Here is a 21,408-nt window from a genome sequence, read left to right as displayed (position 1 = left end):
GACCCTCGGCGTCACGACGCCACGACGAGGGGCCGGACCGCCGGCGGGTCCGGCGCGGGGTCCGTGGCGGGACGACGGGCGCACACCGCCCACAGGGCGAAGGGCACCGCCGCGGCGCCGAGGGTCAGGTCCAGCTCCCCCGCCGGTCCGCCCGCGATCCGCCGGGCCAGCGACAGCACCGACGGGGCGAACAGGACCGCGGCACAGAACCAGCCCACGGCGCTCGGCGTCGACGGACGGACCAGCACGAGCGCGGCGAGCAGCAGGGCCGCCGCCACCAGCCCGACGACGACGATCCCGGTCGTGAGCCCGCGGTCCCCCGTGACCTTCGCCGCGACGTGCCACGGCGAGAACCGTGCCGAGCCGCCGAGCAGGAACGGGACGATCAGCACCGCCCACACCGCGCTCGCCGTCGCGCCCACGAGCACGGCCCGTCGCCACCCCGCGAGCGCCCCGACCGCCGCGGCCACCACCATCACGACCAGGGCCAGGTGCGGGCGGGTGCAGGTCGCGATGCCGAGCGCCGTCCCCGCTGCCACGAGCGCCGGGACCGACGCGCCCCGGGCGAGGGCGAGGGTCCCCGCGGCCGCCGCCACGGCGGGCACCGCACCGGTGACCAGGTCGTCGCCGACGACGAACTCCCGCACGACCTCCAGCCCGCCGAGGGCGACGCACGCCCACAGCAGGGTCGGCCCGGTGCGGCGCCACGAGCCGCTGTTCAGCAGCGGCAGCAGGAGCAGCAGCCCGGCGACGTTCTGCCACGCCGCGTCGCCGGTGAGCCACGCGAACGGGGCGGCCATGAGCAGCGCCCCGGGCAGCGGGGTGATCGGGTTGCCGAGGTAGGTCACGCCCTCGTAGGGGTAGCGGCCGTCGGCGAGCCGGGCCAGCGCGACGTCGAGGGCGTCGGACCGGTCGCTGCCCACCCCCATCGCGTGCCCGTACGCCGCGGGGAAGCCGAGGACGAAGAGCGCGACGAGGACGGCGACGGCGACGGCGACCAGGGTCGGCAGCACCCACGCGGGCGCCCGGGAGACGGCCCGCGTCGCGACGGGCAGGACCGCGACGACCACGACGGCGCACGTGACGGCGTAGACGACGCCGCCGGTCGTCCCGCCCAGGTTCGTCGCGGTGTGCCACGAGACCACGGCGAGGATCAGCGCCAGGCCCGTCGCCGCGGCCACGTCGCGTGCCCGAACGGGGACCCCGACCTCCAGCATCGCTCCCTCACCGCCGTGGCACGCCCGTGCGGGCCTGCGGCAGAGTAGCGGGCGGCCGGACCGTGTCCCGGGGACACGGTCCCCGGAGCCGCACGACGGTCGCGCTCAGGTGACCGTCTTCCCCGTCGTGTCGGCGCGTGCCTTGCTGGGCTGCACCCGCTTCGGCTCGCCCGGCATCTTGGGGTACTCCGGCGGGTAGGGCAGGTCGCCCAGGTCGTGGTCGCGCTGGTCGCGCTCGACCCACTCGAGCACGGTCTCCAGCCCCCGCGGGTCGTCGTGCATCCCTGCGTGGGCGTCCCCGCGCTCGGCGAGCACGCCGGCGGCGGTGAGGACGTCGAAGTCGTCGGGGTCGACGTCGGCGAGGTCATCCCAGCGCAGCGGCATCGAGACCGTCGCCCGGGGGGTGCCGCGCACCGACCAGGCCGAGGCGATCGTGCGGTCGCGGGCGGCCTGGTTGTAGTCGAGGAAGACGCGCTCGCCGCGCTCCTCCTTCCACCAGTCCACGGTGGCCTCGGTGGGGATGCGCCGGCACACCTCGCGGGCCAGGGCGATGACCGCGCGCCGGACGCCGACGAAGTCCCACTCGGGGCGCACCGGCACCATCACGTGGATGCCCCGCCCGCCCGAGGTCTTCGGGTGGCCCCGCAGGCCGGCGTCGTCGAGCACCTCGCGCAGCACCCCGGCGACGCGCACCGCGTCGGCGAAGTCGGTGCCGGGCTGGGGGTCGAGGTCGATGCGCAGCTCGTCGGGCTCGTCGACCCGGCCGCGGCGCACCGGCCAGGGGTGGAAGTCGAAGGTGCCGAGGTTGGCCGCCCACACGGGGGCGGCGGTGACCGTCGGGCAGATCTCCTCGGCGGGCCGCCCGCTGGGGAAGCGCACCTCCACCGTCTCGAGCCACGGCGGAGCACCCTTGGGCACGCGCTTCTGGTAGAAGAACTCGCCGGTCACGCCGTCGACGAAGCGCTTCAGATGGGTGGGCCGCTCGTAGAGCACGGCGAGCAGCGGCTCGCGCACCGCGACGTAGTGCTCCACGACCTGGCGCTTGGTGATGCCGCGGTCCGGGAAGTAGACCTTGTCGGGGTTGCTGACGCGCACGGCGATGCCGTCGACGTCGATCTCCTCCGCCGGGGACTTCGCCACCCGCGGAAGGCTAGGGGACTACTCCCCGCCGGTCACGCCGCTCTCGTCGGCGGTGCGCAGCCGGTCGGCCAGGACCTGCAGCTCCCCGCGCAGCCGGATGAGGTCCTCGATCGGGAGCCCCGTCTCGGCCTGCACGCGCCGCTGGACGGCCATCACCGGGTCGCGGAGGGCCTGGCCGTCGGGGGTGCAGGACACCTCGACGGTGCGCTCGTCCTCGGGGCGGCGGCGGCGCACGACACGCCCGCGCTCCTCGAGACGCTGCAGCAGCGGCGAGAGCGTGCCACTGTCGAGGTGCAGCTCCCGGCAGAGCCTGCCCATCGTCACCGGCCCGTGCTCCCAGAGCACCAGCAGGACGACGTACTGGCTGTAGGTCAGACCGAGTGGTGCGAGGCCCTTGCGGTAGGACGCCGAGATCGCACGCGAGGCGTCGTGCAACGCGAAGCACAGCTGCGCGTCGAGCGTCGTGCACGCCGAGGTGTCCGTGGTCATGCCTGACAGGGTAGGCCTGATCGGCCCGATCGGGGGGTACCGTGGCCAGGTGAGCCTGTCCGAAGGTCCCTCCGGAGATCGTTTCCGGGGTCGCGGCGCCGGTGAGACGGCCGGTCCGCCCGGCCGGTTCGCCGACGATCTGATCGGACTGGACCCCGACGATCCCGAGGCGCGCGCCTTCGCTGCGCACCTCGACCGCATGGAGAAGGCCAGCCCGTCGACGTTCACCGTCGAGGGCCAGCTGGCCGGGGTGCGCGACTTCGCCGAGTCGGCCAACCGCGCGGACGGTGCGCGCCGACTGGCCGCCGTGGTCCTGGTCACCCTCGTCCTCCTGGGCACCGGATACGTCATCTTCGAGGCGCTCGAGGTCGTCCTCAGCACGTACTCCTGACTCCCCCTCGACTCGGCGGCATGCGCTGGCGCGAGCGCTTAACCTGGATGCATGAGCAGTGACGCATCGATCGGCACCCCCAAGGTCAGCAAGTCGGACGCCGAGTGGCGCGAGCAGCTCAGCCCGGAGGAGTACGCGGTGCTGCGCCAGGCCGGCACCGAGCGGCCCTTCACCGGCGAGTACGACGAGGTCTTCACCGAGGGCGTCTACTCGTGCCGGGCGTGCGGCGCCGAGCTCTTCCGCTCCGACACCAAGTTCGCCTCCCACTGCGGGTGGCCGTCGTTCTACGCCCCCTCGGCGGACGACAACGTGATCCTGCGCGAGGACCGCGCGATGGGCATGACCCGCGTCGAGGTCCTGTGCGCGACCTGCCACTCGCACCTGGGCCACGTGTTCAGCGGCGAGGGCTACGGCACCCCCACCGACCAGCGCTACTGCATGAACTCGGTGAGCCTGCGCCTCGAGCCCCTGGAGTCCACGGGCTGAGTCGACGGCCTGACCTGATCGGGTCGGCGGGCACGTTACGGTCGTCTCCCGATGTCCGTTGCTCTGACCACGCGTGACCGCCCCCGCCGCGTGCTGCGGGCCCTCGCCCGCCACCTGGCCCCGATCCAGCCCCGCCGTCTGCTCGTCAGCGCCGGCCGCCGGCTCACCCCACGACACCTCGCCGGTCTGCGGACCGCGCTCGGCGCCCTCGAACAGGGCAGCTGGATGCGGGAGCTCGAGGTCCACGTCCCGAACCGCGGCGACCGGTTCGACGTGTTCACCGAGATCGTCGGGCGTCTGCGCTCCCCGCGGCCGCTCTACCTGGAGTTCGGCGTCCACGAGGGCCGCACGCTGCAGTGGTGGAGCGAGCACGTCGACGCGCCCGGCGCCCGCTTCGTCGGGTTCGACAGCTTCGACGGTCTCCCCCACGACTGGCACGCCGACGCCCCGGCCGGGAGCTTCGCCACCGGACGCGTGCCCGAGATCCCCGACCCGCGGGTCGAGGTCGTGCCGGGCTGGTTCTCCGAGACCCTCCCGGGCCGCGCGCTGCCCCCGCACGACGAGCTGGTGGTCAACGTCGACTGCGACCTGTACTCGAGCAGCCGCGAGGTGCTCGACTGGCTGGAGGCGCACCTGCGCCCCGGCACGCTCGTCTACTTCGACGACCTGTTCGACCACGACGCGGAGCTGCGGGCGGTCTGGGAGTGGGTGGACGAGCACCAGGACGCCGTTCGGCCGCTGTCGATGGCACGGTGGGGACAGCACCTGCTGCTGGAGTACCGCTGACGGTTGGTCCGACCGGACCAGGCGACGCCCCCGGAACGAGGCATTCCGCCTCGTTGTCGGTGTCTGACACCACCCGCGCAACGGTGTGCCCGCTCCGGACGATTAGCGTCGGGAGACGGCCCACCGCCTCCGCGTCCAGGAGAGGACCATTGCCGTCGATGACCCGCCCCGTTCGTCCGGGCTCCTCGCCCGACCACCCGCGCCGGCCCCACCCGCTCTCGGCGCGGTTGCCACGCTTCGACGAGACGGTCCAGTACGACGTCATCCGCGACAGCCTGATGCCCGAGGAGCACATCGACGGCGTCTACGCCAGTGAGAGCGCCGGCATCGCGCTGTGCGGGGTCACGAACCGCCGCGTCATCCTGCTCGACACCGCGTTCCCCGGCGGCCGCGCGGCGCTCATCACGGCGCCGTACAGCCGCATCACGACGGTCGCGTACGTGTCGAACGAGGACGAGAACATCTTCTCGCGGACGGTCGCGATCCAGATCGGCCGGACGTTCTACGAGGTGACCTGCCGGGGCGAGCAGCAGGCCGCGGAGATCCACGACCTGATCACCTGGCACCTCATCGAGTGAGGGCGGGCATCCCGCCCGGGATCCCGGCCCCGCCGGTCACCCCCGCGAACTCCTCGACGCCGATCGCGGCGATGCCGCGGTCGCGCGCCGCGCGGGCCACGTCGCCGAGCAGGGCGGGCCAGGTGCACACCACGGCGTCGACGTCGCGCCCGACGAGCTCGCCGACGCGGGCGGCGATGCGCTTGCACGGGTCCATCGTGGGATCGAGCAGGTGACGGTCGACGAGGTGGACGTCGACGACGCCGGGCGCGTGCTCGGCGAGGAGCCGCCGCGCGGCATGGACGTGGGCGGCCGCCACATGGAGGAAGCCCACCGTCGCCACGTGGAGAATATGACACGTTGCGGTGCGTGAGGACAGAGTGTGATCGCCGTGCGGCATTCCCGACGAGTCGGACGGCCCTCGCGATCAGGGCTCGACAGTCACGGTAGCGACGTGACCAACTGCTCCGGCGAGACCCGCGGACCGGTGAAGAACGGGACCTCCTCGCGCACGTGACGCCGGGCCTCCGTGGCCCGCAGGTCGCGCATGAGGTCGACGATGCGGTCGAGCTGGTCGGACTCGAACGCGAGGATCCACTCGTAGTCACCGAGGGCGAACGCGGGCACGGTGTTCGCCCGGACGTCGGCGTAGCCGCGGGCGGCCTTGCCGTGGTCGGCGAGCATCTGGCGACGCTCCTCGTCGGGGAGCAGGTACCAGTCCAGCGAGCGGACGAACGGGTAGAGGCAGAGGTAGCCCTTGGGCTCCTCCCCCGCGATGAACGCCGGCAGGTGGCTCTTGTTGAACTCCGCCGGGCGGTGCAGCGCCGTCGACGACCAGACCGGCGTCGACGCGCGGCCCAGGGCGGTGCGCCGCAGCGCCGAGTAGGCGGCCTGCAGCGACTCGATCTCGGGCGCGTGCGTCCAGACCATCCAGTCGGCGTCGGCGCGCATGCCCGCGAGGTCGTAGACGCCGCGCACGGCGACGCCCTTGCCCTCCTGCTGCTCGAGCACGCCCGCGAGCTCCTCGCCGAGGGCCGCGCGGTCCTCGGGCAGGCGCGCCGGGTCGGTGCGGAACACCGACCACATGGCGTACCGGACGGTCGAGTTCAGCTCGTCGTAGTTCAGCCGTGCCACGCCCTCCATCGTGCCACCCCCTACAGCGACTCCTCCGCGCTGGAGACGCCGGGCACACGGTCGGCACGGAACGCCTCGACGAAGCGGCGGTGGTCCTCGCGCACCACGGCGGCGTAGTCGCGGCCGAACGCGACGAGGTCGGCGACGAATGCGTCGTCCTCCCCGCCCACGACGGCGAGGATCGCGTCCTCGACCTGGCCCGCCACGAGCCCCTGCTCGGCGTCGGTGTCCGACACGCAGTGCGCCCGCGCGGTGGCGTGGCCGAGGTGGTGCAGGACGTCGCGCAGCTCGCGGGGCTCGGTGAGGTCGTCCCAGTCGAGGTCGTCCTCGTAGGGCGAGAGCTCGGCGACGACGTAGCCGACCCCGTCCAGCTCGGTCCAGCCGAGCAGGCGGTCGGCGTGGGCCTGCAGGGCCCGGCGCGACAGCGCGGTCCGGTGACCGTGGTGCAGGAACCAGGACGCGACCTCGCCGTCGTCGACCACCCGGCTCGGCGCCGCCCGCACCGCCTGCTTCATCGACAGCACGATGTCGTAGTCGAGCGCCTCGTTCGGGCCCTCGATGAGGATGTTGTAGGCCGGGAGCCCGGCGCTGCCGATCCCGAAGCCGCTGCGCCCGACGACGTCGTGGACGACGTAGGCGGTGTCCGCCCACCGCTTGCCGGCCGGGATGGTCTCCAGGTAGCGGGCGTAGGCGCCGAGGACCTCGTCGCGCTCGGCCTCGTCGAGGCGCCGCACACCCGGCCCGTCGCGGAAGATCCGGTCCTCGCCCTCGATCTCGGTGATCGCGTCCAGCAGGCCGCGGCGGCTGCTCTCCCGCGCGTGCTGCAGGGCCGCGTGGATCGGGCCGTCGGTGTTGCGGCGCGTCAGCGCGAACTCGCGCTCGCCCGAGCCGCCGGAGAAGGAGCGCACCGCCTCCAGGTAGGCCCGCAGGTAGGCCGTGTTCATCGCGTCGATGTCGGTGTCGGAGAACGCCTTGGACCAGCCCAGGAGCGCGACGCTGGCGACGAGTCGGCGCAGGTCCCAGGTCCAGGGCGCGACGTAGGCCTCGTCGAAGTCGTTGACGTCGAACACCAGCACGCCGTCGCCGTCGAGGTAGGTGCCGAAGTTCTCGGCGTGCAGGTCGCCCTGGATCCACACCCGGCGGGTGCGCTCGTCGACCCACCGGTCCTCGAGCCGGGCGACGTCGGCGTAGTACAGGCAGGCGCTGCCCCGGTAGAAGGCGAACGGCTCGGCCGCCATCTTGCGGAACTTGTTGCGGAACGCCGCCGGCGAGGCCGCCATGAGGTCGGAGAACGCCTCCGCGAGCGTGTCGACGATGAAGGTCGTCCGCTCCTCGTCGTCGAGGGTGCCGTCGTCCCGGGCCCCGAGGGCACCGGCGAGATCGTCCATGGGCGCAGTCTGGCCCCGGGCACGACCCGTGACCTACCCGCGGTCGACCGAGGCGGCCAGGTGGGCCGCGATCCGCCGGGCCGCGGCGTCGGCGGTGGCGAGGCACGCCGGCACCCCGACGCCGTGCAGGGCCGCGCCCGCGATCGCGAGCCCCGGCATCGCGGCGACGCCGTCCTCGAGCGTCGCGACCCGCTCGACGTGCCCCACGCCGTACTGGGGCAGGCCGCCCGGCCAGCGCACCACCGCGCTCTCGACCGGCACCTCCTCGATGCCGGTGAGCGCGCCGAGGTCGCTGCGGGCGGCGCTGACCAGGTCGTCGTCGTCGCGGCGCAGCGCGGACGTCGAGGCCGCGTCGCCGTGCCGTCCGATCGAGAGGCGCAGCACGGAGGTGTCGTCGGGGTCCTCGGTGGGAGCGAGGTGCGGCCACTTCTGCGCGCTGAAGGTGGCCGCCTTGATCGTCCAGGGCAGGCCGTCGGGTCGGCGCTCCCCCGCCCCGACGAGGACCCCGGAGCGTCCGGCGAGCGGCGCCGCGGCCGCCGCGGGCAGAGCGAGCAGCACGAGCGCGGAGGACCCGACCTCGATCTCGCCGGCCGCCCGGGCGGCGGCCGGGGCGTGGTCGGCGAGCAGGCGCCGCACGGCCGGGGCCGGGACGGCGAGCACCACGGCGTCGGCCTCGATCGGGGGCCCGTCCTCGCCGAGCTCGGCGCGCCAGCCCGTCGCGGTCCGGGCCAGGGCCGTGACCGTGCGCCCCAGGCGCAGCTCGGCGCGGGCGGCGAGGGCGAGGGTGGCGGGGAGGTCGGCGAGGCCGCCGCGGAGCGTCCCGAAGACCGGGATCGGCGGCGCGCCCTCGATCGGGGGCGCGGGCAGGCACGAGCGCGCGGCGGCGAGCAGCGAGCGGGGGTCGGCGTCGAGCGCGGCGGCCAGCGCCGGCACCGTCGCGCGCACCCCGAGCGCGTCGGCGCGCCCGGCGTAAACGCCGCCGAGCAGCGGGTCGACGAGACGGTCGGCCACCTCGTCCCCGAGCCGCGCCCGCACGAGCTCGCCGACGGCGACGTCGCCGCCCGGCTCCCAGGCGCCGGGACGGTCGGCGCGCAGCGCGGCGAGCCCGTCGGGCGACAGCGCGCCGGCGGCGACCTCCGGGTCCCCGGGCACGCCCATGACCGTGCGCGGCGGGAGCCCGACGGTGCGGCCGCCGACGCGCAGCGCGGACGCCGCGGAGCCCGGGTGCACGAGCTGGTCGTCGAGGCCGAGCTCGGCGATCCGCGCCGCCGCCTCCGGACGCCGCGCCAGGAAGGCCTCCGCGCCCGCGTCGACACGACGGCCGCCGATCTCCAGGGCCGCGAGCTTGCCGCCCAGCGAGCGCGCGGCCTCGACGACGACGATGTCCGCCTCGGCACCCAGGAGGGTGCGCAGGCGGTGCGCCGCGGCCAGGCCCGAGACCCCGCCGCCGACGACGAGGACGCGGCTCACGGCACGGGGGTCTCGTGCACCAGGTCGACGACCCGCGCGAGCACGTCCGGATCGGTCTCGGGGAGCACCCCGTGGCCGAGGTTGAACACGTGGCCCTCGGCCGTGGCGCCCTCGGTGAGGATGCGGCGCACCTCGCGGTCGACGACGTCCCGGCCGGCGAACAGCAGCGCCGGGTCGAGGTTGCCCTGCAGCGCCCGGCCCGGCCCCACACGGGCGGCGGCGACGTCGAGCGGGAGCCGCCAGTCGACCCCGACGACGTCGGCGCCGGCCTCGCCCATGGCGCCCAGCAGCTCGCCGGTGCCGACCCCGAAGTGGATGCGCGGCAGGCCGGTGTCGGCCAGCCCCTGCAGCACGCGGGTGGAGTGCGGGAGCACCAGCTCGCGGTAGTCGCGCTCCGAGAGCGCGCCGGCCCAGGAGTCGAAGAGCTGCACGGCGTCGACGCCGGCGTCGACCTGGGCGCGCAGGAACGTCAGCGTCGTGTCGGCGAGGGTGGAGCACAGCGCGTGCCAGGTGTCCGGCTCGGCGTGCATCAGGGCCTTGGTGCGCTCGTGGTTGCGGCTCGGGCCGCCCTCCACGAGGTAGGACGCGAGGGTGAAGGGCGCCCCGGCGAAGCCGATGAGCGGGGTGTCGCCGAGCTCGCGGACCAGCAGCCGCACCGCGTCGGCCACCGGCGCGACGCCCTCGGCGTCCAGCGCCGGCAGGGCGGCGACGCCGGCCGCCGTGCGCACCGGCTGCTCCACGACGGGCCCGGTGCCCGCGACGATGTCCACCCCGACCCCGGCGGCCTTGAGCGGCACGACGATGTCGGAGAAGAGGATGGCGGCGTCGACGCCGTAGCGGCGGACGGGCTGCAGCGTGATCTCGCACGCGAGGTCGGGGGTCAGGCAGGCCTCGAGCATGCCGGTGCCCTTGCGGAGCTCGCGGTACTCGGGCAGCGAGCGTCCCGCCTGGCGCATGAACCACACGGGGTGCCGGGACGGTCGCTCGCGGCGGGTGGCCGCGAGGAACGGGGCGTCAGGCAGGTGGCGGCGCGCCGCCGCGCTCTGCGTGCCGCCTGCGGTGGCCGTGCCCGCGATCCCGCTGCTCATAGTGCCCTCATCGTCCCACGGCCCCGGCGCCCTCCGCCGCCGGGAGCGAGGGCCGCCCCGGCCGCGCCGCAGGCAGCGAGGCACGCCCTCGCTCCCGTGTCGGTGGGACGCGCGGGTCGGGTGGTGGACGAGGGACGCACGGGACCCCTCGGCGTGGGAGGTGCCGGAAAGAACCCGTTCGGCCTACTGTCGTCGAGGTGACGGCGCCCACCACCCACCCCGAGACGTTCCGGCGCGCGGTGGAGTCCCTCGCCGATCTCCGGACCCGTCCCGAGATCGAGCTGCGGACGATGCGGCCCCCGCAGCGCCTGGCGCCGTACTCGGCGGCCTGGAGCGCCGAGGTCCTCGCGGGCCCGCCCGCGCCGGGCGTGGGCGAGGTGGACGACGCCGAGGTCGTCGTCACCGGGCGCCTCGTCCTGCTGCACGACCCCGAGGGCCAGGACGCCTGGGACGGCACGCTGCGCGTGGTGACCTTCGTGCGCGCCGAGCTCGACCCCGAGCACGCCGGCGACCCGATGCTGCCCGAGGTGGCGTGGTCGTGGCTCACGGGCGCCCTCGAGGACTCCGGGGCGGCCTGGACCGCGCTCGGCGGCACGGTGACCCAGACGGCCTCGGTGCGCTTCGGCGACATCAGTGGCCCGAGTCACGCCACCGATCTCGAGCTGCGGGCGTCCTGGACGCCCACCGAGGACGTCCTCACCGCGCACGGCGACGCGTTCGCGGGTGTCCTCGCCATCGCCGCGGGACTTCCGCCGGAGGGCGTGACGACACTCGGAACGCGTCGCGCCGGACGATCCGGCTGACATTTTTCCGGTACTACCGGTATCGCTCCCGCAATTTCAGCAACCCCTTGCAGGTCATCGCGCCCTCGCGTTGAGATGCACAGGGAGGCGTCCGATCAGCCCGACCCCGCTCCACCCGTCACGCGCCCACGTTGGGGCGTTGGTTGCAGCCGGGCTGTGCCGGTCGGCGCCACTCAGCACTCTCCGTAGCTGCAGTTACACGCAGTGTTACCGAGAGACGATTCCGTGTCGTCTGTCCACTCCAAAGGGTGACCGCGGCCGCGTAACGCACGAAACTCCACCGAGCGAAGTTGGCCCTGATGCTCTCGTTAACTCGCCCGGGGGGATATCTTCTCTCGCACGCACTTCCTCGTCCGATCGGCGGCGCGGTCGATGGTTCGGGGGCCCGGTGCGGAATGTCGGGGGGCAAGACCGACTTCTAGGAGGTACTCGACGTGGCAACCGTGGGCCCAGGCATGGCCCTTCGCGGCGTCGCAAGCGGCTTGTTGCCGCCGGCCATGGTCCCGCATCCGCGGGAAGAGATGTTCTCTGTCCTGGTGGTCGACGACCACCCGTTGCTGCGCGAGGCGATCGCGCAGCGGCTCTCCTCGATGGGCGCGGGCACCGTCCACGAGGCGGCCTCGATCTCCGAGGCCCGCACCCGAGCACTGGCCAGCGGGCCGTGCGATCTCGCGATCCTGGATCTCGGCCTGCCGGACGGCAGTGGCCTGGACCTGATCGCCGAGCTCCGCGCGCAGGGCTGGAACCGGATCGTGGTGCTGGCGGCCTCCGACGACCCGTCGGCGGTGCGTGCGGCCTTCCAGGCCGGCGCCCAGGCCTACCTGCTCAAGTCGGCGTCTCCCGGCGTCGTCACCGATGGCGTGCGGCGAGTGCTCGAGGGCGGCCTCTACGCCGACCCCTCGGTCGCTCCGCTGCTCGCGGCGGGCACGCGTGTGCCGGCCACGGACAACACCCCACGGGAGCTGTCGGCCCGTGAGGTCGAGGTGCTCCAGCTGGTCGCCGACGGGCGGTCCAACAAGGAGATCGGCGACGCGCTGAGCCTCTCGGCGCTGACGGTCAAGAGCCACCTCTCCCGCATCGGGCGCAAGCTCGGGACGGGCGACCGGGCACAGATGGTCGCGCTGGCCATGCGGGCCGGCGTCATCCGCTGAGCGCGAGGGCACGGGGGTCGGCCCGCTCCTCCTCGGAGCGGCCGTCCCCGGCCAGCCGGTCCACGGACCCCGCCGGGAACGCCGGTGGGGTCCGTGGCCGCGCTCCGGGCGACCCGACGGGGTCCGACACGCCGTCGAGATCCACTCTTGTTCCTGCGCCGGACGCCGGGAGCGGGCAGACTCCACCGTCCGTGACGGCCAACACTTCGCAGAGCGAGCAGGCCGGGGCTCCGGATCATGCAGGCGGCCGGGCCGAGAACCAGGCGGCGGACCACGCGGGACCCGCCGAGGACACGGCCGTCGACCTGCTCGAACCGGCCGACGGCGTTCCCCCGCTCGTCGAGGACGCCGCGGCGCTCTCGGACGCCGCCGCACGTCTGGCCGCAGGCAGCGGTCCCGTCGCGGTGGACGCCGAGCGGGCCTCGGGCTACCGCTACTCGGCCCGCGCCTACCTGGTGCAGCTGCGCCGCGAGGGCGCCGGCTCCTTCCTCGTCGACCCCATCGCGTGCGGCGGCGACCTCTCCGTGCTCGGCGACGCCCTGCGCGGCGTCGAGTGGGTGCTGCACGCCGCCTCCCAGGACCTCGCGTGCCTGGCCGAGGTCGGCATGCGCCCCGACTCCCTCTTCGACACCGAGCTCGCCGGGCGCCTCGTCGGCTACCCGCGCGTCGGGCTCGGCCCCCTCACCGAGCACCTGCTGGGCGTGCGGCTGCAGAAGGGCCACGGCGCCGCCGACTGGTCGCGCCGCCCGCTGCCCGACGACTGGCTGACCTACGCCGCCCTCGACGTCGAGCTGCTGATCGAGCTCCGCGACGCGGTGGCCGCCGACCTCGAGCGCCAGCACAAGACCGCCTGGGCCGAGCAGGAGTTCGAGGCCGTGCGCCTCGCCCTCCCCCGCCGCCGCGCGCCGAGCCGTGGCGGCGCACCTCGGGCATGCACAAGGTGCGCCGGCCCGCGCAGCTCGCCGTCGTCCGCGAGCTGTGGGAGTCCCGCGACGAGCTCGCGGCCGCCCGCGACGTCGCCCCCGGCCGCCTGCTGCCGGACGCCGCGATCGTCGACGCCGCTCTGCGCGAGCCCGCGGGCCGTGAGGAGCTCGTCGCGATGCCGGTGTTCCGCGGGCGGGCCCAGCGCCGCCTGGGCGATCGCTGGTGGTCGGCGATCGCCCGCGCCCGCGCTCTGGACCGCACGCAGTGGCCCGCCGCCGCCGCGCAGCCCGACGGCCCGCCGCCCGCGCACCGCTGGGGCGACAAGGACCCGGCCGCCGCGGCACGTCTCGCCGCCGCGCGGGCCGCCCTCGCGGGCCTGTCCGAGCGCACCGGCACCCCGGTCGAGAACCTCGTGACGCCCGACCTCGTGCGCCGTCTGTGCTGGTCGCCGCCCGAGCCCCCGACGGTGCCGACACGGCCGACGCCGACGCGGTGGGTGCGGCCCTCGCCGACCTGGGCGCCCGGCCGTGGCAGGCGGAGCTCGCCGCTCCCCTGCTCGCCGAGGCCCTGAGAGCACAGCCGGCCCCTGCCGAGGAGCCGTCCTGACCCAGGACGGGCCTCAGGACGGCTGGTACGGCGGCGCCACACCCCATCCCCACTGCGGGACGGGCGCCTGCTCGACGACGTCGGCACCGGACTGCGAGTTGGCCAGCGCGAGCCGGGTGCCCCACTCGACGTAGCCGACGAAGGCGGCGCGGAACTCGGGATCGTCGGGGAGGCCTGCGTCGTCGGCCGCCCGGCTCATGGTCTCGGCGAACCGCCGGCGCTGGTCGGGGGTGATGCCGAGGTCGCGGTGGTGGGCGAGCATCCGCTCGTAGCCGCCGAGCGAGGTCGTGTAGTCCGCCGGGCCACCGAACACCTCGGCCCACCAGAGGGTCACGTGCGCCCGGTGCTCCTCGGTGACCCCGCCCGGGAAGAGCGGGCTCAGGAGGTCGTCGCGCTCGACCCGGTCGTAGAACGCGTCGATGAGACGGCGGAACGCCTCGGTCCCGCCGGCCCACTCGTACAGCGTCGGTGTCATTGCAACACTGTAATCAGGTGTTCGGCCGGGAATCCAGCGGCAACGCCACGGTGACCGCGAGCCCCCCGCCCTCGACGGGTTCGGCGGACGCGCGTCCCCCGTGCGCGTGGGCGACGGCCCGCACGATCGACAGGCCTAGGCCGGTGCCGGTGCCGGTGCGGCCGGCGCCGCGGCGGAAGGGCTCGAACAGCTCGGCCACGGTCTCCGGGGAGACCACCGGGCCCGACGACGCCACGGCGAGCACCGCGTGCCCGTCCTCGACCCCGGTGCGCAGGGTCAGCCAGCCCCCGTCGACGTTGTGGCGTACCCCGTTCTCGACGAGGTTCCCGGCGATGCGCCCGAGCAGGGCGGCGTCGCCGGCGACCCCGGCGGAGGCCAGGTCGGTCCGTATCTTCAGCCCCCGGTCGCGGGCCTCCGCGCGCACCGCGTCGAGCGCGATGGGGACGGTCTCGGCGAGGTCGACGGGCTCGGTGGGCACGGCGTCGGCGGCCTCGGTGCGCGCGAGCAGCAGCAGGCCGGCGACGAGGTGCTCGGCGCGGCGGGTGGCCTCGCGGATCACCTCGGCCATGCGACGCAGCTCGGCGACGTCGGCCTCGGGGTCGGCGAGGGTCACGTCGACCTCGGTGCGCAGCACCGCGAGCGGGGTACGCAGCTCGTGGCTCGCGTTGGCGACGAAGCGGCGCTGCGCGTCGAACGCCGCCTGCAGGCGGTCGAGCATGGCGTCGAAGGTGGCGGCCAGCTCGGCGACCTCGTCGCGGGGGCCGGTCAGCCCGATGCGGGCGTCGAGCGACTCCGCCGAGAGCCGGCGCGCGGCGGCGGTCACCTCGTGCAGCGGGCGCAGCACCCGGCGGACCAGCACCCAGGACACCAGGGCCGCCGCGATGACGACCATCGCGAACGCGATCGAGCCGACCCGCAGCACCTCGGTGCGGGCGGACTTCCCCAGCGCGACGGCCAGCTCCCCCGCCGGCACCCGCACGCCGTCGACGGTGACGGGGGTGTCGGGCGGGAGCTGGGGCACGCCCGCCGCGACCTCGCCGACGAGCATCCAGCCGAGCCACACCATCACCACGGCCACGACGGCGACCAGGCCGGTGGCGACCAGCGTCAGCCGGACCCGGAGCCCGGGTCCCCGGCGCAGGGCGGGCGAGGCGGCGGACACGGCCGTGACGCTACGGGGCGCCCGGAGGCGGCCCCGTGAAGGGCTCGGGGCGCCCTAGACCACCGCGGGCGACTCCGCCGGCACCCGGTAGCCCGAGCCGACGACGGTGTCGATGATCCCGGGCTCGCCGAGCTTCTTGCGCAGGGTCATCACCGTGACCCGCACCGTGGTGGTGAACGGGTCGGCGTTCTCGTCCCACACCCGCTCGAGCAGCTCCTCGGAGCTGACCACCGCGCCACCCGCGGCCATGAGCACCTCGAGCACCCCGAACTCCTTGCGGGTGAGCTCGAGCACCGAGCCGCGGCGGGTGACGGTGCGCTTCGCGGGGTCGAGCACGATGTCCGCGGAGCGCAGCACCGGCGGCACCGCGGGGGTGGCGCGCCGGCCGAGGGCGCGGACACGCGCCACGAGCTCCGGGAAGTCGAAGGGCTTGGCGAGGTAGTCGTCCGCGCCGAGCGCGAGCCCCTCCACCTTGTCGCGCAGCGCGCCGCTCGCCGTCAGCATGATGACGCGCGTGACGTCGCCGACGATCTCGGCGCACAGCTCGTCACCGGAGCGTCCCGGCAGGTCGCGGTCGAGCACGACGACGTCGTAGCGCGTCACGCCGACCTTCTCGCTGCCCTCGTCGCCGTCGTACGCGACGTCGACCGCCATCCCCTCGCGGCGCAGGCCACGGGCCAGCGCGTCGGCCAGGGCCTGCTCGTCCTCCACGATCAGTACTCGCACATCTCCACGGTGCCACAGGTCTCCTGAGCAGCCCCTGAGAAACAACGCCGAGAAGGATCGGGGTCAGCGCGCGACGGTGTCCGCGTCCGGCACGAGCGTCGTGTCGCGGCCCGAGACCCACTCGGTGATCCGCCGGGCGACGTCGGCGTCGGTGAGGCCCGCCCCGGCGAGCACCTGGCCGCGCGAGGCGTGGGCGAGGAACTCCTGATCGAGGGCGAGCGTGCGCACGGGGACGTCCACCTCGGCCGAGGCGAGGGCGTCGGCGATCGCCGACCCGACGCCGCCGTGGCGCCCGCCGTCCTCGACGGTGACCACGAGACGGTGCTCGCCGGCCAGCGTCACGAGCGCCTCGGGCACGGGCTGGACCCAGCGCGGGTCGACGACGGTGACGCCGATCCCCTGCGCGGTCAGGCGCTCGGCGGCCTGCACCCCGAGCTCGCCGAACGCCCCGACGCACACGAGCAGGACGTCCGGGACGTCGGGCACGACGCTGTCGGGCAGGCGGTCCACCGCGGTTGGCCGCGGGGCGGCGCGCGAGGGACGGCCGGGCTCGGCGAGGACGTCGACGCGCCCGGGTCCCTCGGCCGGGCCGAGCGTGCGCAGCGCGGGCACCGCGGCGGGGACCGCGCCCTTCGACCAGCGCAGGGCGGTCGGCCCGTCGTCGATGCCGACGGCCTCGCGCAGCTCCTCGCGCAGGGTCACCGCGTCCCGGGGCGCGGCGACCCGCAGGCCGGGCACGATCCCGAGGATCGAGAGGTCCCACATGCCGTTGTGGCTGGCGCCGTCGCTGCCGGTGACCCCGGCGCGGTCGAGCGTGATCGTCACGGGCGCGCGGTGCAGCGCGACGTCCATGAGCAGCTGGTCGAACGCGCGGTTGAGGAACGTCGAGTAGATCGCGACGACGGGGTGCAGGCCGCCCGCGGCGAGCCCGGCCGCCGAGGTCATCGCGTGCTGCTCGGCGATGCCGACGTCGAACAGGCGCTCGGGGAACGCCTCGCCGAAGGGCGTCAGCCCGGTGGGGCCCTGCATCGCCGCGGTGATGGCGACGACGTCGGAGCGCTCGCGCCCGAGCTCGAGCATCGACTCGGTGAAGACCGCGGTCCAGTCCCGGGGCTTGGGCCCGACCGGCACCCCGGTCTCGGGGTCGAGCGGCCCCGGGGAGTGCATGAGGTCGGCCTCGTCGGCCTCGGCGGGCGCGAACCCGCGGCCCTTCGCGGTCACCGCGTGCACGACGACCGGGCCGCCGAAGTCGCGGGCCACCCGCAGGGCGTGCTCCATGGCCTCGACGTCGTGACCGTCGACGGGCCCGAGGTACTTCAGGCCGAGGTCGGCGAACAGCGGCTGCGGGCTCAGGGCGTCCTTCATCCCGGCCTTCGCGGCGTGCAGCGCCGAGTACAACGTGGGCCCGACCAGCGGCAGGCCCTGCACGGCGCGCTTGCCGTGCTCGAGGGCCTGCTCGTAGCGCGGCAGCAGCCGCAGCGCCGTCAGCTTGCGCGACAGCCCGCCGATCGTCGGCGAGTACGAGCGCCCGTTGTCGTTGACGACGATCACCACGGGCCGGTCGGGGGCCGCGGCGATGTTGTTCAGCGCCTCCCAGCACATCCCGCCGGTGAGGGCCCCGTCGCCGACGACGGCCACCACCGACCGGTCGCGTCCGGTGAGCGCGTCGGCCTTCGCGAGGCCGTCCGCCCACGACAGCGCGGTGGAGGCGTGGGAGTTCTCCACCAGGTCGTGCTCGCTCTCGGTGCGGCTCGGGTAGCCCGAGAGCCCGCCGACCTGGCGCAGCCCGCCGAAGTCGTCGGCACGGCCCGTGAGGATCTTGTGGACGTAGCTCTGGTGGCCCGTGTCGTAGATCAGCGCGTCCCGCGGCGAGTCGAAGACCCGGTGCAGGGCGAGCGTCAGCTCCACCACACCCAGGTTCGGCCCGAGGTGCCCGCCGGTGCGGCACACCCGGTCGACGAGGAACGCGCGGATCTCGGACGCGAGGGCGACGACCTCGTCCGCGTCGAGACCGCGCAGGTCCGCGGGGGTGCGGACACGGTCCATCAACGTCACGGGGTCACCTCTGCTCCGCCGGGGGTCAACGGCCCGCCCAGTCTACGGACGCGCGGACCCGGCGCAGTTCGCCCGAATCGTCGTCGACGGCGCGACCATCAGGTTCGCGGCCGCCGGGCGACGTAGACCACAGCCGGGGGGATGTTCGCCAGCACCGTGCGGGTGACGACGACCTCCTCGAAGTGCGTCTCGAGGTTGCGCTGGACCTGCTTGGCGGCCGGGAAGAACCGGATCCAGGCGTGTGCGAGCTGCGTCACCGCGCCGCCCGGGGCGGCGAGCCGGGCCAGCGGGCGGAAGATCGTGCGGTCCTTCGGCGAGGTGAGCAGCCACGGCAGGCCGGAGACGGTGAGGTCGGTGCGCACCCCCTCGGCGAGCAGGCGCTCGACGACGGCGTTCGCGTCGTCACAGATCACCTCGACCTTCGGGTGCCGCTCCTGGAGGACGGCGGCCATGCGGGGGTTGAACTCCACCGCGATGTGCCGGCCGCGGCCCCCCAGGCGCTCCTGGATGACGTCGGTGACCTGGCCGGTGCCGGCGCCGAGGTCGAGCACCACCGGGTCGCCCGTCTCGGGCAGCGGTGCCGCGGCCTGGCGGCAGAGGGGGCCGAAGCTGGGGAACAGCGCGGCGACGTGGAGCGGGTCGCGCAGGAACTCGCGGGAGAACGCCTGGATCTCGGTCACGCCTGGGTCTCCTTCACGGGGGCTCGTCGGCCCCGGGTCCCGGGGGTGGTGACGAGCGGGGTCGGGCTGGGGCCGGCCTCGGGTTAGACCAGCGGGTCCGCAGGCTCCGCGGTGGTGGCCACGAGCGCCGCGCCCGCGGCGACGACCGAGGCGAGGAGCGCGCGGGCCACCTCGCCGACCATCGCGTCGTCGGGCGAGAACTCGGGGTGGTGCAGGCCCGGGCCCTCGCCCGGGGTGGACCCGGCCGGGGTCGTGCCCACGAACAGCATCAACGACGGCAGCACGTCACCGTAGTGCGAGAAGTCGTCCGCGCCGCAGGATCGGAACGTGGTGTCGAGCACCAGGCCGGTCGGCTCCCCCGGGGCGTCCGCGTCCCCGTGCCCGTCTCCGTTGGCACCGCCGCTGCCGTGCCCGTTGCCGCCGGTCCGGTCCTCGCGGCGACGCCCGCCGAGCGAGGCCGCGACCGTGCGGGCCAGCGCGTCGTCGTTGACCACGGCCGGCTCGTTCGGCACCACGGTGAGCGTGGCGGTGCACCCGTAGGCCGTGGCGGTGCCCTCCACGACGTCGCGGACCGCGGCGAGCATCTCGTCGCGGTCGGCGTCGAGGGCCCGGACGGTGCCGCGTGCCGACGCGGTCTCGGGGACGATGTTGGGCGCCGAGCCCGCGGTCATCTGCCCGATGGTGATCACGCCGGCGGCCATCGGGTCGACGCGCCGGGACACGATGTGGTGCACGCCGGCGACGATCTCGGCGAGGGCGAGCACGGGGTCGCGCGTGCGGTGGGGGTAGCCGCCGTGCCCGCCGCGCCCGTGCACCTCGATCTCGATCTCGTCGGCCGAGGCGTTCACCGGGCCGCCGCGCACCGAGACCGTGCCGCGCGGCAGCTCGGGCTGGACGTGCACCCCGAGCACCGCCCCCACCCGGTGAGCGACGAAGGCGGGGTCGGCGGCCACGTCCGCCGCGCCCGACGGGGCCTTCTCCTCGCGCGGCTGGAAGACCGCGAGCAGCGGCGCGGGCAGCGCGCCGGCGCCCGCCCGTCCGATCGCCCGCACCACGGCGACCAGCGCCGCGACGTGGACGTCGTGCCCGCAGACGTGCGCGGCGGCGCCGGTGGCGCTGAACGGCAGGCCGGTGCGCTCCACGACGGGCAGGGCGTCGAGCTCGGCGCGCACGGCCACCGCCGGCGTCCCGTCCCCGGCGGGGCCCCGAGGCGCACCATCGCCCCGGTGTCGGCCACCGGGTCGGGGGTGCGCCCGTCCGGCACCACGTCCGCGAGCGCGCCCAGCACGAGGTCGCGGCTGTCGGCCTCGTCGCCGGACAGGCGGGGGTCGCGGTGCAGCGCGTGCCGCAGCGCCACGGCCGCGTCGAGCTCGTCCTCGAGCGCGGCGTGCAGCGCCGGGGCGACGCGGGGCGGGGTCGCGGGCTGCGGCGTCGTGGATGGGGGGGTCACGGGCTGGGGCCGACTCACGCCGGCATCCGCCCGTAGACCCGGCGCGCGTTGTCGGTCCCGATCATGGTGGCCACCCGTTCGGCGTCGGCGGGCGCGAGCTCGTCCGTCGCGCAGAGGTGCTCCAATAGACCACCCAGCGCCGACCGGAAGCGCAGCGCCCCCAGCAGGTGCAGCTCGGGCAGGCCGAACGCGTCCGAGGAGTAGAGGACCTTCCCGAAGGGCGCGAGCTCGAGCAGCTCCCCGATCACGGTGGCGGCGCGGGGGCCGACGTAGGGCACGGCCAGGCCGACGTCGACGTGCACGCCGGTGAACACCTGCGCGAGCCACGCCGCCTCCCGGTGGTACGGGTAGCAGTGCAGCAGCATCAGCGGCACGCCCAGCGGCTCGACGAGGCGGGCCAGCCCGACGAGCAGCGCGGGGTTGGCGCGGTGCAGGTCCTCGTCCCGGTCGCCGAACCCCGTGTGCATCTGCAGCGGCAGCCCGGTGTCCAGGCCGGTCCAGAGCCCGTGGCGCAGCAGCACGGGGTCGCGCAGGGGTTCGCCGGTCTCGGCGCGGCGCCGCAGCCACCCGTCGGCCGCCTTCTTGACCTCCGCGGCCTCCGGGCGGGTCGGGTCGACGTCGAGGCCCGCGCGGTAGGCCAGCACGCTCTTGGTGGCGACGGGCGTGGGCACCGCGCCGGGGTCGGTGCGCGCGGCCACCGCGTCCCGGAGGGCGTCGCCGTAGCCGGCGGCGTCGACGCCCGCGTCGGCCACGGCCTCGGCCACCGCCTCGAGCCGGACGACCTCGCCCACCGCCGCGCCGGCCGCCGCGCCGAGGGCGGACGGGGCGAGCAGGCCGCCGGCCGCGAAACCGTGGTCGACGAACACCGCGCCCACCCCGGCCCCGCCGAGGAACCGGCGGGTCACCTCGTCGGGCCCGAGCTCGGCGCGGCGGGCGAGGTAGTCGTCGGGGTCCGCGTGGGCGGGCAGGTCGAGCGCCGGCGCGCACCAGCGGCGCACCGAGAACCCCAGCGCCGAGTCGAAGCCGCTCGTGCCCGGCGCCGGCGCGGCACCCTCGGTGAGCAGCGCCTCGAAGCCCGCCCGGTCCAGCGGACCGTCGACGACGCTGTGGCAGTGGTGGTCGATCATCCGGACCCCGTCCAGGAAGCTGACCGGCCCCGCCGGCACCAGGCCCGCGCTGACCAGGCTCCCGCTCAGGCTCCCGCTCACCGGTGACTCCCTCGACGCCGCC

At 75.2% G+C, this 21,408-nt stretch carries 21 protein-coding genes and 1 pseudogene; 7 read left to right on the top strand and 15 right to left on the bottom strand.

Features of this window, described 5'->3' with window-relative positions; genetic code table 11:
* Positions 1 to 11: 11 nt before the first annotated feature.
* From ACQPYN_RS12215 to ACQPYN_RS12205, 3 genes are all read right to left on the bottom strand, one after another.
* Positions 12 to 1,217 (bottom strand): hypothetical protein, encoded by a 1,206-nt coding sequence (locus tag ACQPYN_RS12215; protein WP_433037137.1) that lies wholly within the window; start codon positions 1,215 to 1,217, stop codon positions 12 to 14.
* A 105-nt stretch (positions 1,218 to 1,322) separates the two neighbouring features.
* On the bottom strand, positions 1,323 to 2,357 hold the full coding sequence (ligD, locus tag ACQPYN_RS12210) for a non-homologous end-joining DNA ligase (RefSeq protein ID WP_433037135.1): 1,035 nt from the start codon (positions 2,355 to 2,357) through the stop codon (positions 1,323 to 1,325).
* A gap of 18 nt (positions 2,358 to 2,375) precedes the next feature.
* Positions 2,376 to 2,846: a MarR family winged helix-turn-helix transcriptional regulator gene (locus ACQPYN_RS12205; RefSeq protein WP_433037133.1), complete on the bottom strand. Its 471-nt coding sequence runs from the start codon at positions 2,844 to 2,846 to the stop codon at positions 2,376 to 2,378.
* Between the two features lie 139 nt (positions 2,847 to 2,985).
* Between ACQPYN_RS12205 and ACQPYN_RS12200 the strand changes: the two genes are divergently transcribed.
* From ACQPYN_RS12200 to ACQPYN_RS12185, 4 genes are all read left to right on the top strand, one after another.
* Entirely contained in the window at positions 2,986 to 3,237 is a 252-nt protein-coding gene (locus ACQPYN_RS12200; protein WP_274189329.1) for a hypothetical protein, read from the top strand.
* Positions 3,238 to 3,288: 51 nt separating this feature from the next.
* A complete protein-coding gene (gene msrB, locus ACQPYN_RS12195) occupies positions 3,289 to 3,723 on the top strand; it encodes a peptide-methionine (R)-S-oxide reductase MsrB (RefSeq protein WP_433037131.1) in 435 nt (144 codons plus the stop codon).
* A gap of 51 nt (positions 3,724 to 3,774) precedes the next feature.
* Positions 3,775 to 4,509 carry a class I SAM-dependent methyltransferase gene (locus ACQPYN_RS12190; RefSeq protein WP_433037129.1) on the top strand — a complete coding sequence of 245 codons (735 nt, stop codon included), beginning with the start codon at positions 3,775 to 3,777 and terminating at the stop codon, positions 4,507 to 4,509.
* A 158-nt stretch (positions 4,510 to 4,667) separates the two neighbouring features.
* On the top strand, positions 4,668 to 5,087 hold the full coding sequence (locus ACQPYN_RS12185) for a PH domain-containing protein (protein WP_328308809.1): 420 nt from the start codon (positions 4,668 to 4,670) through the stop codon (positions 5,085 to 5,087).
* Here the strand turns inward: ACQPYN_RS12185 and ACQPYN_RS12180 are convergent.
* The 5 genes from ACQPYN_RS12180 to hemE all read right to left on the bottom strand — a co-directional run bounded on the left by ACQPYN_RS12180 (position 5,077) and on the right by hemE (position 10,146).
* Entirely contained in the window at positions 5,077 to 5,409 is a 333-nt protein-coding gene (locus ACQPYN_RS12180) for a hypothetical protein (protein ID WP_433037127.1), read from the bottom strand. The two genes, ACQPYN_RS12185 and ACQPYN_RS12180, sit on opposite strands and share 11 nt — an antisense overlap.
* A gap of 98 nt (positions 5,410 to 5,507) precedes the next feature.
* Entirely contained in the window at positions 5,508 to 6,200 is a 693-nt protein-coding gene (gene hemQ, locus ACQPYN_RS12175) for a hydrogen peroxide-dependent heme synthase (RefSeq protein ID WP_274189292.1), read from the bottom strand.
* Positions 6,201 to 6,220: 20 nt separating this feature from the next.
* Positions 6,221 to 7,588: a DUF2252 domain-containing protein gene (locus ACQPYN_RS12170; protein WP_433037125.1), complete on the bottom strand. Its 1,368-nt coding sequence runs from the start codon at positions 7,586 to 7,588 to the stop codon at positions 6,221 to 6,223.
* A 33-nt stretch (positions 7,589 to 7,621) separates the two neighbouring features.
* The gene (gene hemG, locus ACQPYN_RS12165; protein ID WP_433037123.1) at positions 7,622 to 9,058 is read right to left on the bottom strand and encodes a protoporphyrinogen oxidase; all 1,437 of its coding nucleotides are present in this window, start codon (positions 9,056 to 9,058) and stop codon (positions 7,622 to 7,624) included.
* A complete protein-coding gene (gene hemE / locus ACQPYN_RS12160; protein ID WP_433037121.1) occupies positions 9,055 to 10,146 on the bottom strand; it encodes a uroporphyrinogen decarboxylase in 1,092 nt (363 codons plus the stop codon). Before hemE ends, hemG begins: the two co-directional genes overlap by 4 nt.
* A 197-nt stretch (positions 10,147 to 10,343) precedes the next feature.
* Between hemE and ACQPYN_RS12155 the strand changes: the two genes are divergently transcribed.
* The 3 genes and pseudogenes from ACQPYN_RS12155 (at position 10,344) to ACQPYN_RS12145 (ending at position 13,630) form a co-directional block, all read left to right on the top strand.
* Positions 10,344 to 10,949, top strand: coding sequence for a DUF3000 domain-containing protein (locus ACQPYN_RS12155; RefSeq protein ID WP_433037119.1), 606 nt, complete (start codon positions 10,344 to 10,346; stop codon positions 10,947 to 10,949).
* A gap of 434 nt (positions 10,950 to 11,383) precedes the next feature.
* On the top strand, positions 11,384 to 12,100 hold the full coding sequence (locus tag ACQPYN_RS12150) for a response regulator (protein ID WP_433037117.1): 717 nt from the start codon (positions 11,384 to 11,386) through the stop codon (positions 12,098 to 12,100).
* A gap of 305 nt (positions 12,101 to 12,405) precedes the next feature.
* A pseudogene (locus ACQPYN_RS12145) lies at positions 12,406 to 13,630 on the top strand (HRDC domain-containing protein).
* Between the two features lie 13 nt (positions 13,631 to 13,643).
* Here the strand turns inward: ACQPYN_RS12145 and ACQPYN_RS12140 are convergent.
* The 7 genes from ACQPYN_RS12140 to ACQPYN_RS12110 all read right to left on the bottom strand — a co-directional run bounded on the left by ACQPYN_RS12140 (position 13,644) and on the right by ACQPYN_RS12110 (position 21,386).
* Positions 13,644 to 14,105 carry a group II truncated hemoglobin gene (locus ACQPYN_RS12140; protein WP_433037115.1) on the bottom strand — a complete coding sequence of 154 codons (462 nt, stop codon included), beginning with the start codon at positions 14,103 to 14,105 and terminating at the stop codon, positions 13,644 to 13,646.
* Positions 14,106 to 14,118: 13 nt separating this feature from the next.
* A complete protein-coding gene (locus tag ACQPYN_RS12135) occupies positions 14,119 to 15,267 on the bottom strand; it encodes a sensor histidine kinase (RefSeq protein WP_433037113.1) in 1,149 nt (382 codons plus the stop codon).
* A 54-nt stretch (positions 15,268 to 15,321) separates the two neighbouring features.
* Positions 15,322 to 15,993, bottom strand: coding sequence for a response regulator transcription factor (locus ACQPYN_RS12130; RefSeq protein WP_433037111.1), 672 nt, complete (start codon positions 15,991 to 15,993; stop codon positions 15,322 to 15,324).
* 63 nt (positions 15,994 to 16,056) lie between these two features.
* A complete protein-coding gene (gene dxs / locus ACQPYN_RS12125; protein ID WP_433037109.1) occupies positions 16,057 to 18,048 on the bottom strand; it encodes a 1-deoxy-D-xylulose-5-phosphate synthase in 1,992 nt (663 codons plus the stop codon).
* Between the two features lie 98 nt (positions 18,049 to 18,146).
* Positions 18,147 to 18,728 carry a class I SAM-dependent methyltransferase gene (locus ACQPYN_RS12120; protein ID WP_433037107.1) on the bottom strand — a complete coding sequence of 194 codons (582 nt, stop codon included), beginning with the start codon at positions 18,726 to 18,728 and terminating at the stop codon, positions 18,147 to 18,149.
* Between the two features lie 83 nt (positions 18,729 to 18,811).
* Positions 18,812 to 19,906: a M20 metallopeptidase family protein gene (locus ACQPYN_RS12115; protein WP_433037105.1), complete on the bottom strand. Its 1,095-nt coding sequence runs from the start codon at positions 19,904 to 19,906 to the stop codon at positions 18,812 to 18,814.
* 286 nt (positions 19,907 to 20,192) lie between these two features.
* Positions 20,193 to 21,386, bottom strand: coding sequence for an amidohydrolase family protein (locus ACQPYN_RS12110; protein WP_433037103.1), 1,194 nt, complete (start codon positions 21,384 to 21,386; stop codon positions 20,193 to 20,195).
* Positions 21,387 to 21,408: the final 22 nt, after the last annotated feature.

Source organism: Actinomycetospora sp. CA-053990, assembly GCF_050948445.1.
Taxonomy (GTDB): Bacteria; Actinomycetota; Actinomycetes; order Mycobacteriales; family Pseudonocardiaceae; genus Actinomycetospora; species Actinomycetospora callitridis.
This window is presented reverse-complemented; position numbering and strand designations above follow the sequence as displayed.

What these genes read in the sequence shown, in the direction of transcription:
- msrB (WP_433037131.1), top strand. Translation starts at nt 3,289, where the DNA reads ATGAGCAGTGACGCATCGATCGGCACCCCCAAGGTCAGCAAGTCGGAC.
- ACQPYN_RS12185 (WP_328308809.1), top strand. Translation starts at nt 4,668, where the DNA reads ATGACCCGCCCCGTTCGTCCGGGCTCCTCGCCCGACCACCCGCGCCGG.
- ACQPYN_RS12215 (WP_433037137.1), bottom strand. Translation starts at nt 1,217, where the DNA reads ATGCTGGAGGTCGGGGTCCCCGTTCGGGCACGCGACGTGGCCGCGGCG.
- ACQPYN_RS12205 (WP_433037133.1), bottom strand. Translation starts at nt 2,846, where the DNA reads ATGACCACGGACACCTCGGCGTGCACGACGCTCGACGCGCAGCTGTGC.
- ACQPYN_RS12190 (WP_433037129.1), top strand. Translation starts at nt 3,775, where the DNA reads ATGTCCGTTGCTCTGACCACGCGTGACCGCCCCCGCCGCGTGCTGCGG.
- ACQPYN_RS12140 (WP_433037115.1), bottom strand. Translation starts at nt 14,105, where the DNA reads ATGACACCGACGCTGTACGAGTGGGCCGGCGGGACCGAGGCGTTCCGC.
- hemE (WP_433037121.1), bottom strand. Translation starts at nt 10,146, where the DNA reads ATGAGCAGCGGGATCGCGGGCACGGCCACCGCAGGCGGCACGCAGAGC.
- ACQPYN_RS12170 (WP_433037125.1), bottom strand. Translation starts at nt 7,588, where the DNA reads ATGGACGATCTCGCCGGTGCCCTCGGGGCCCGGGACGACGGCACCCTC.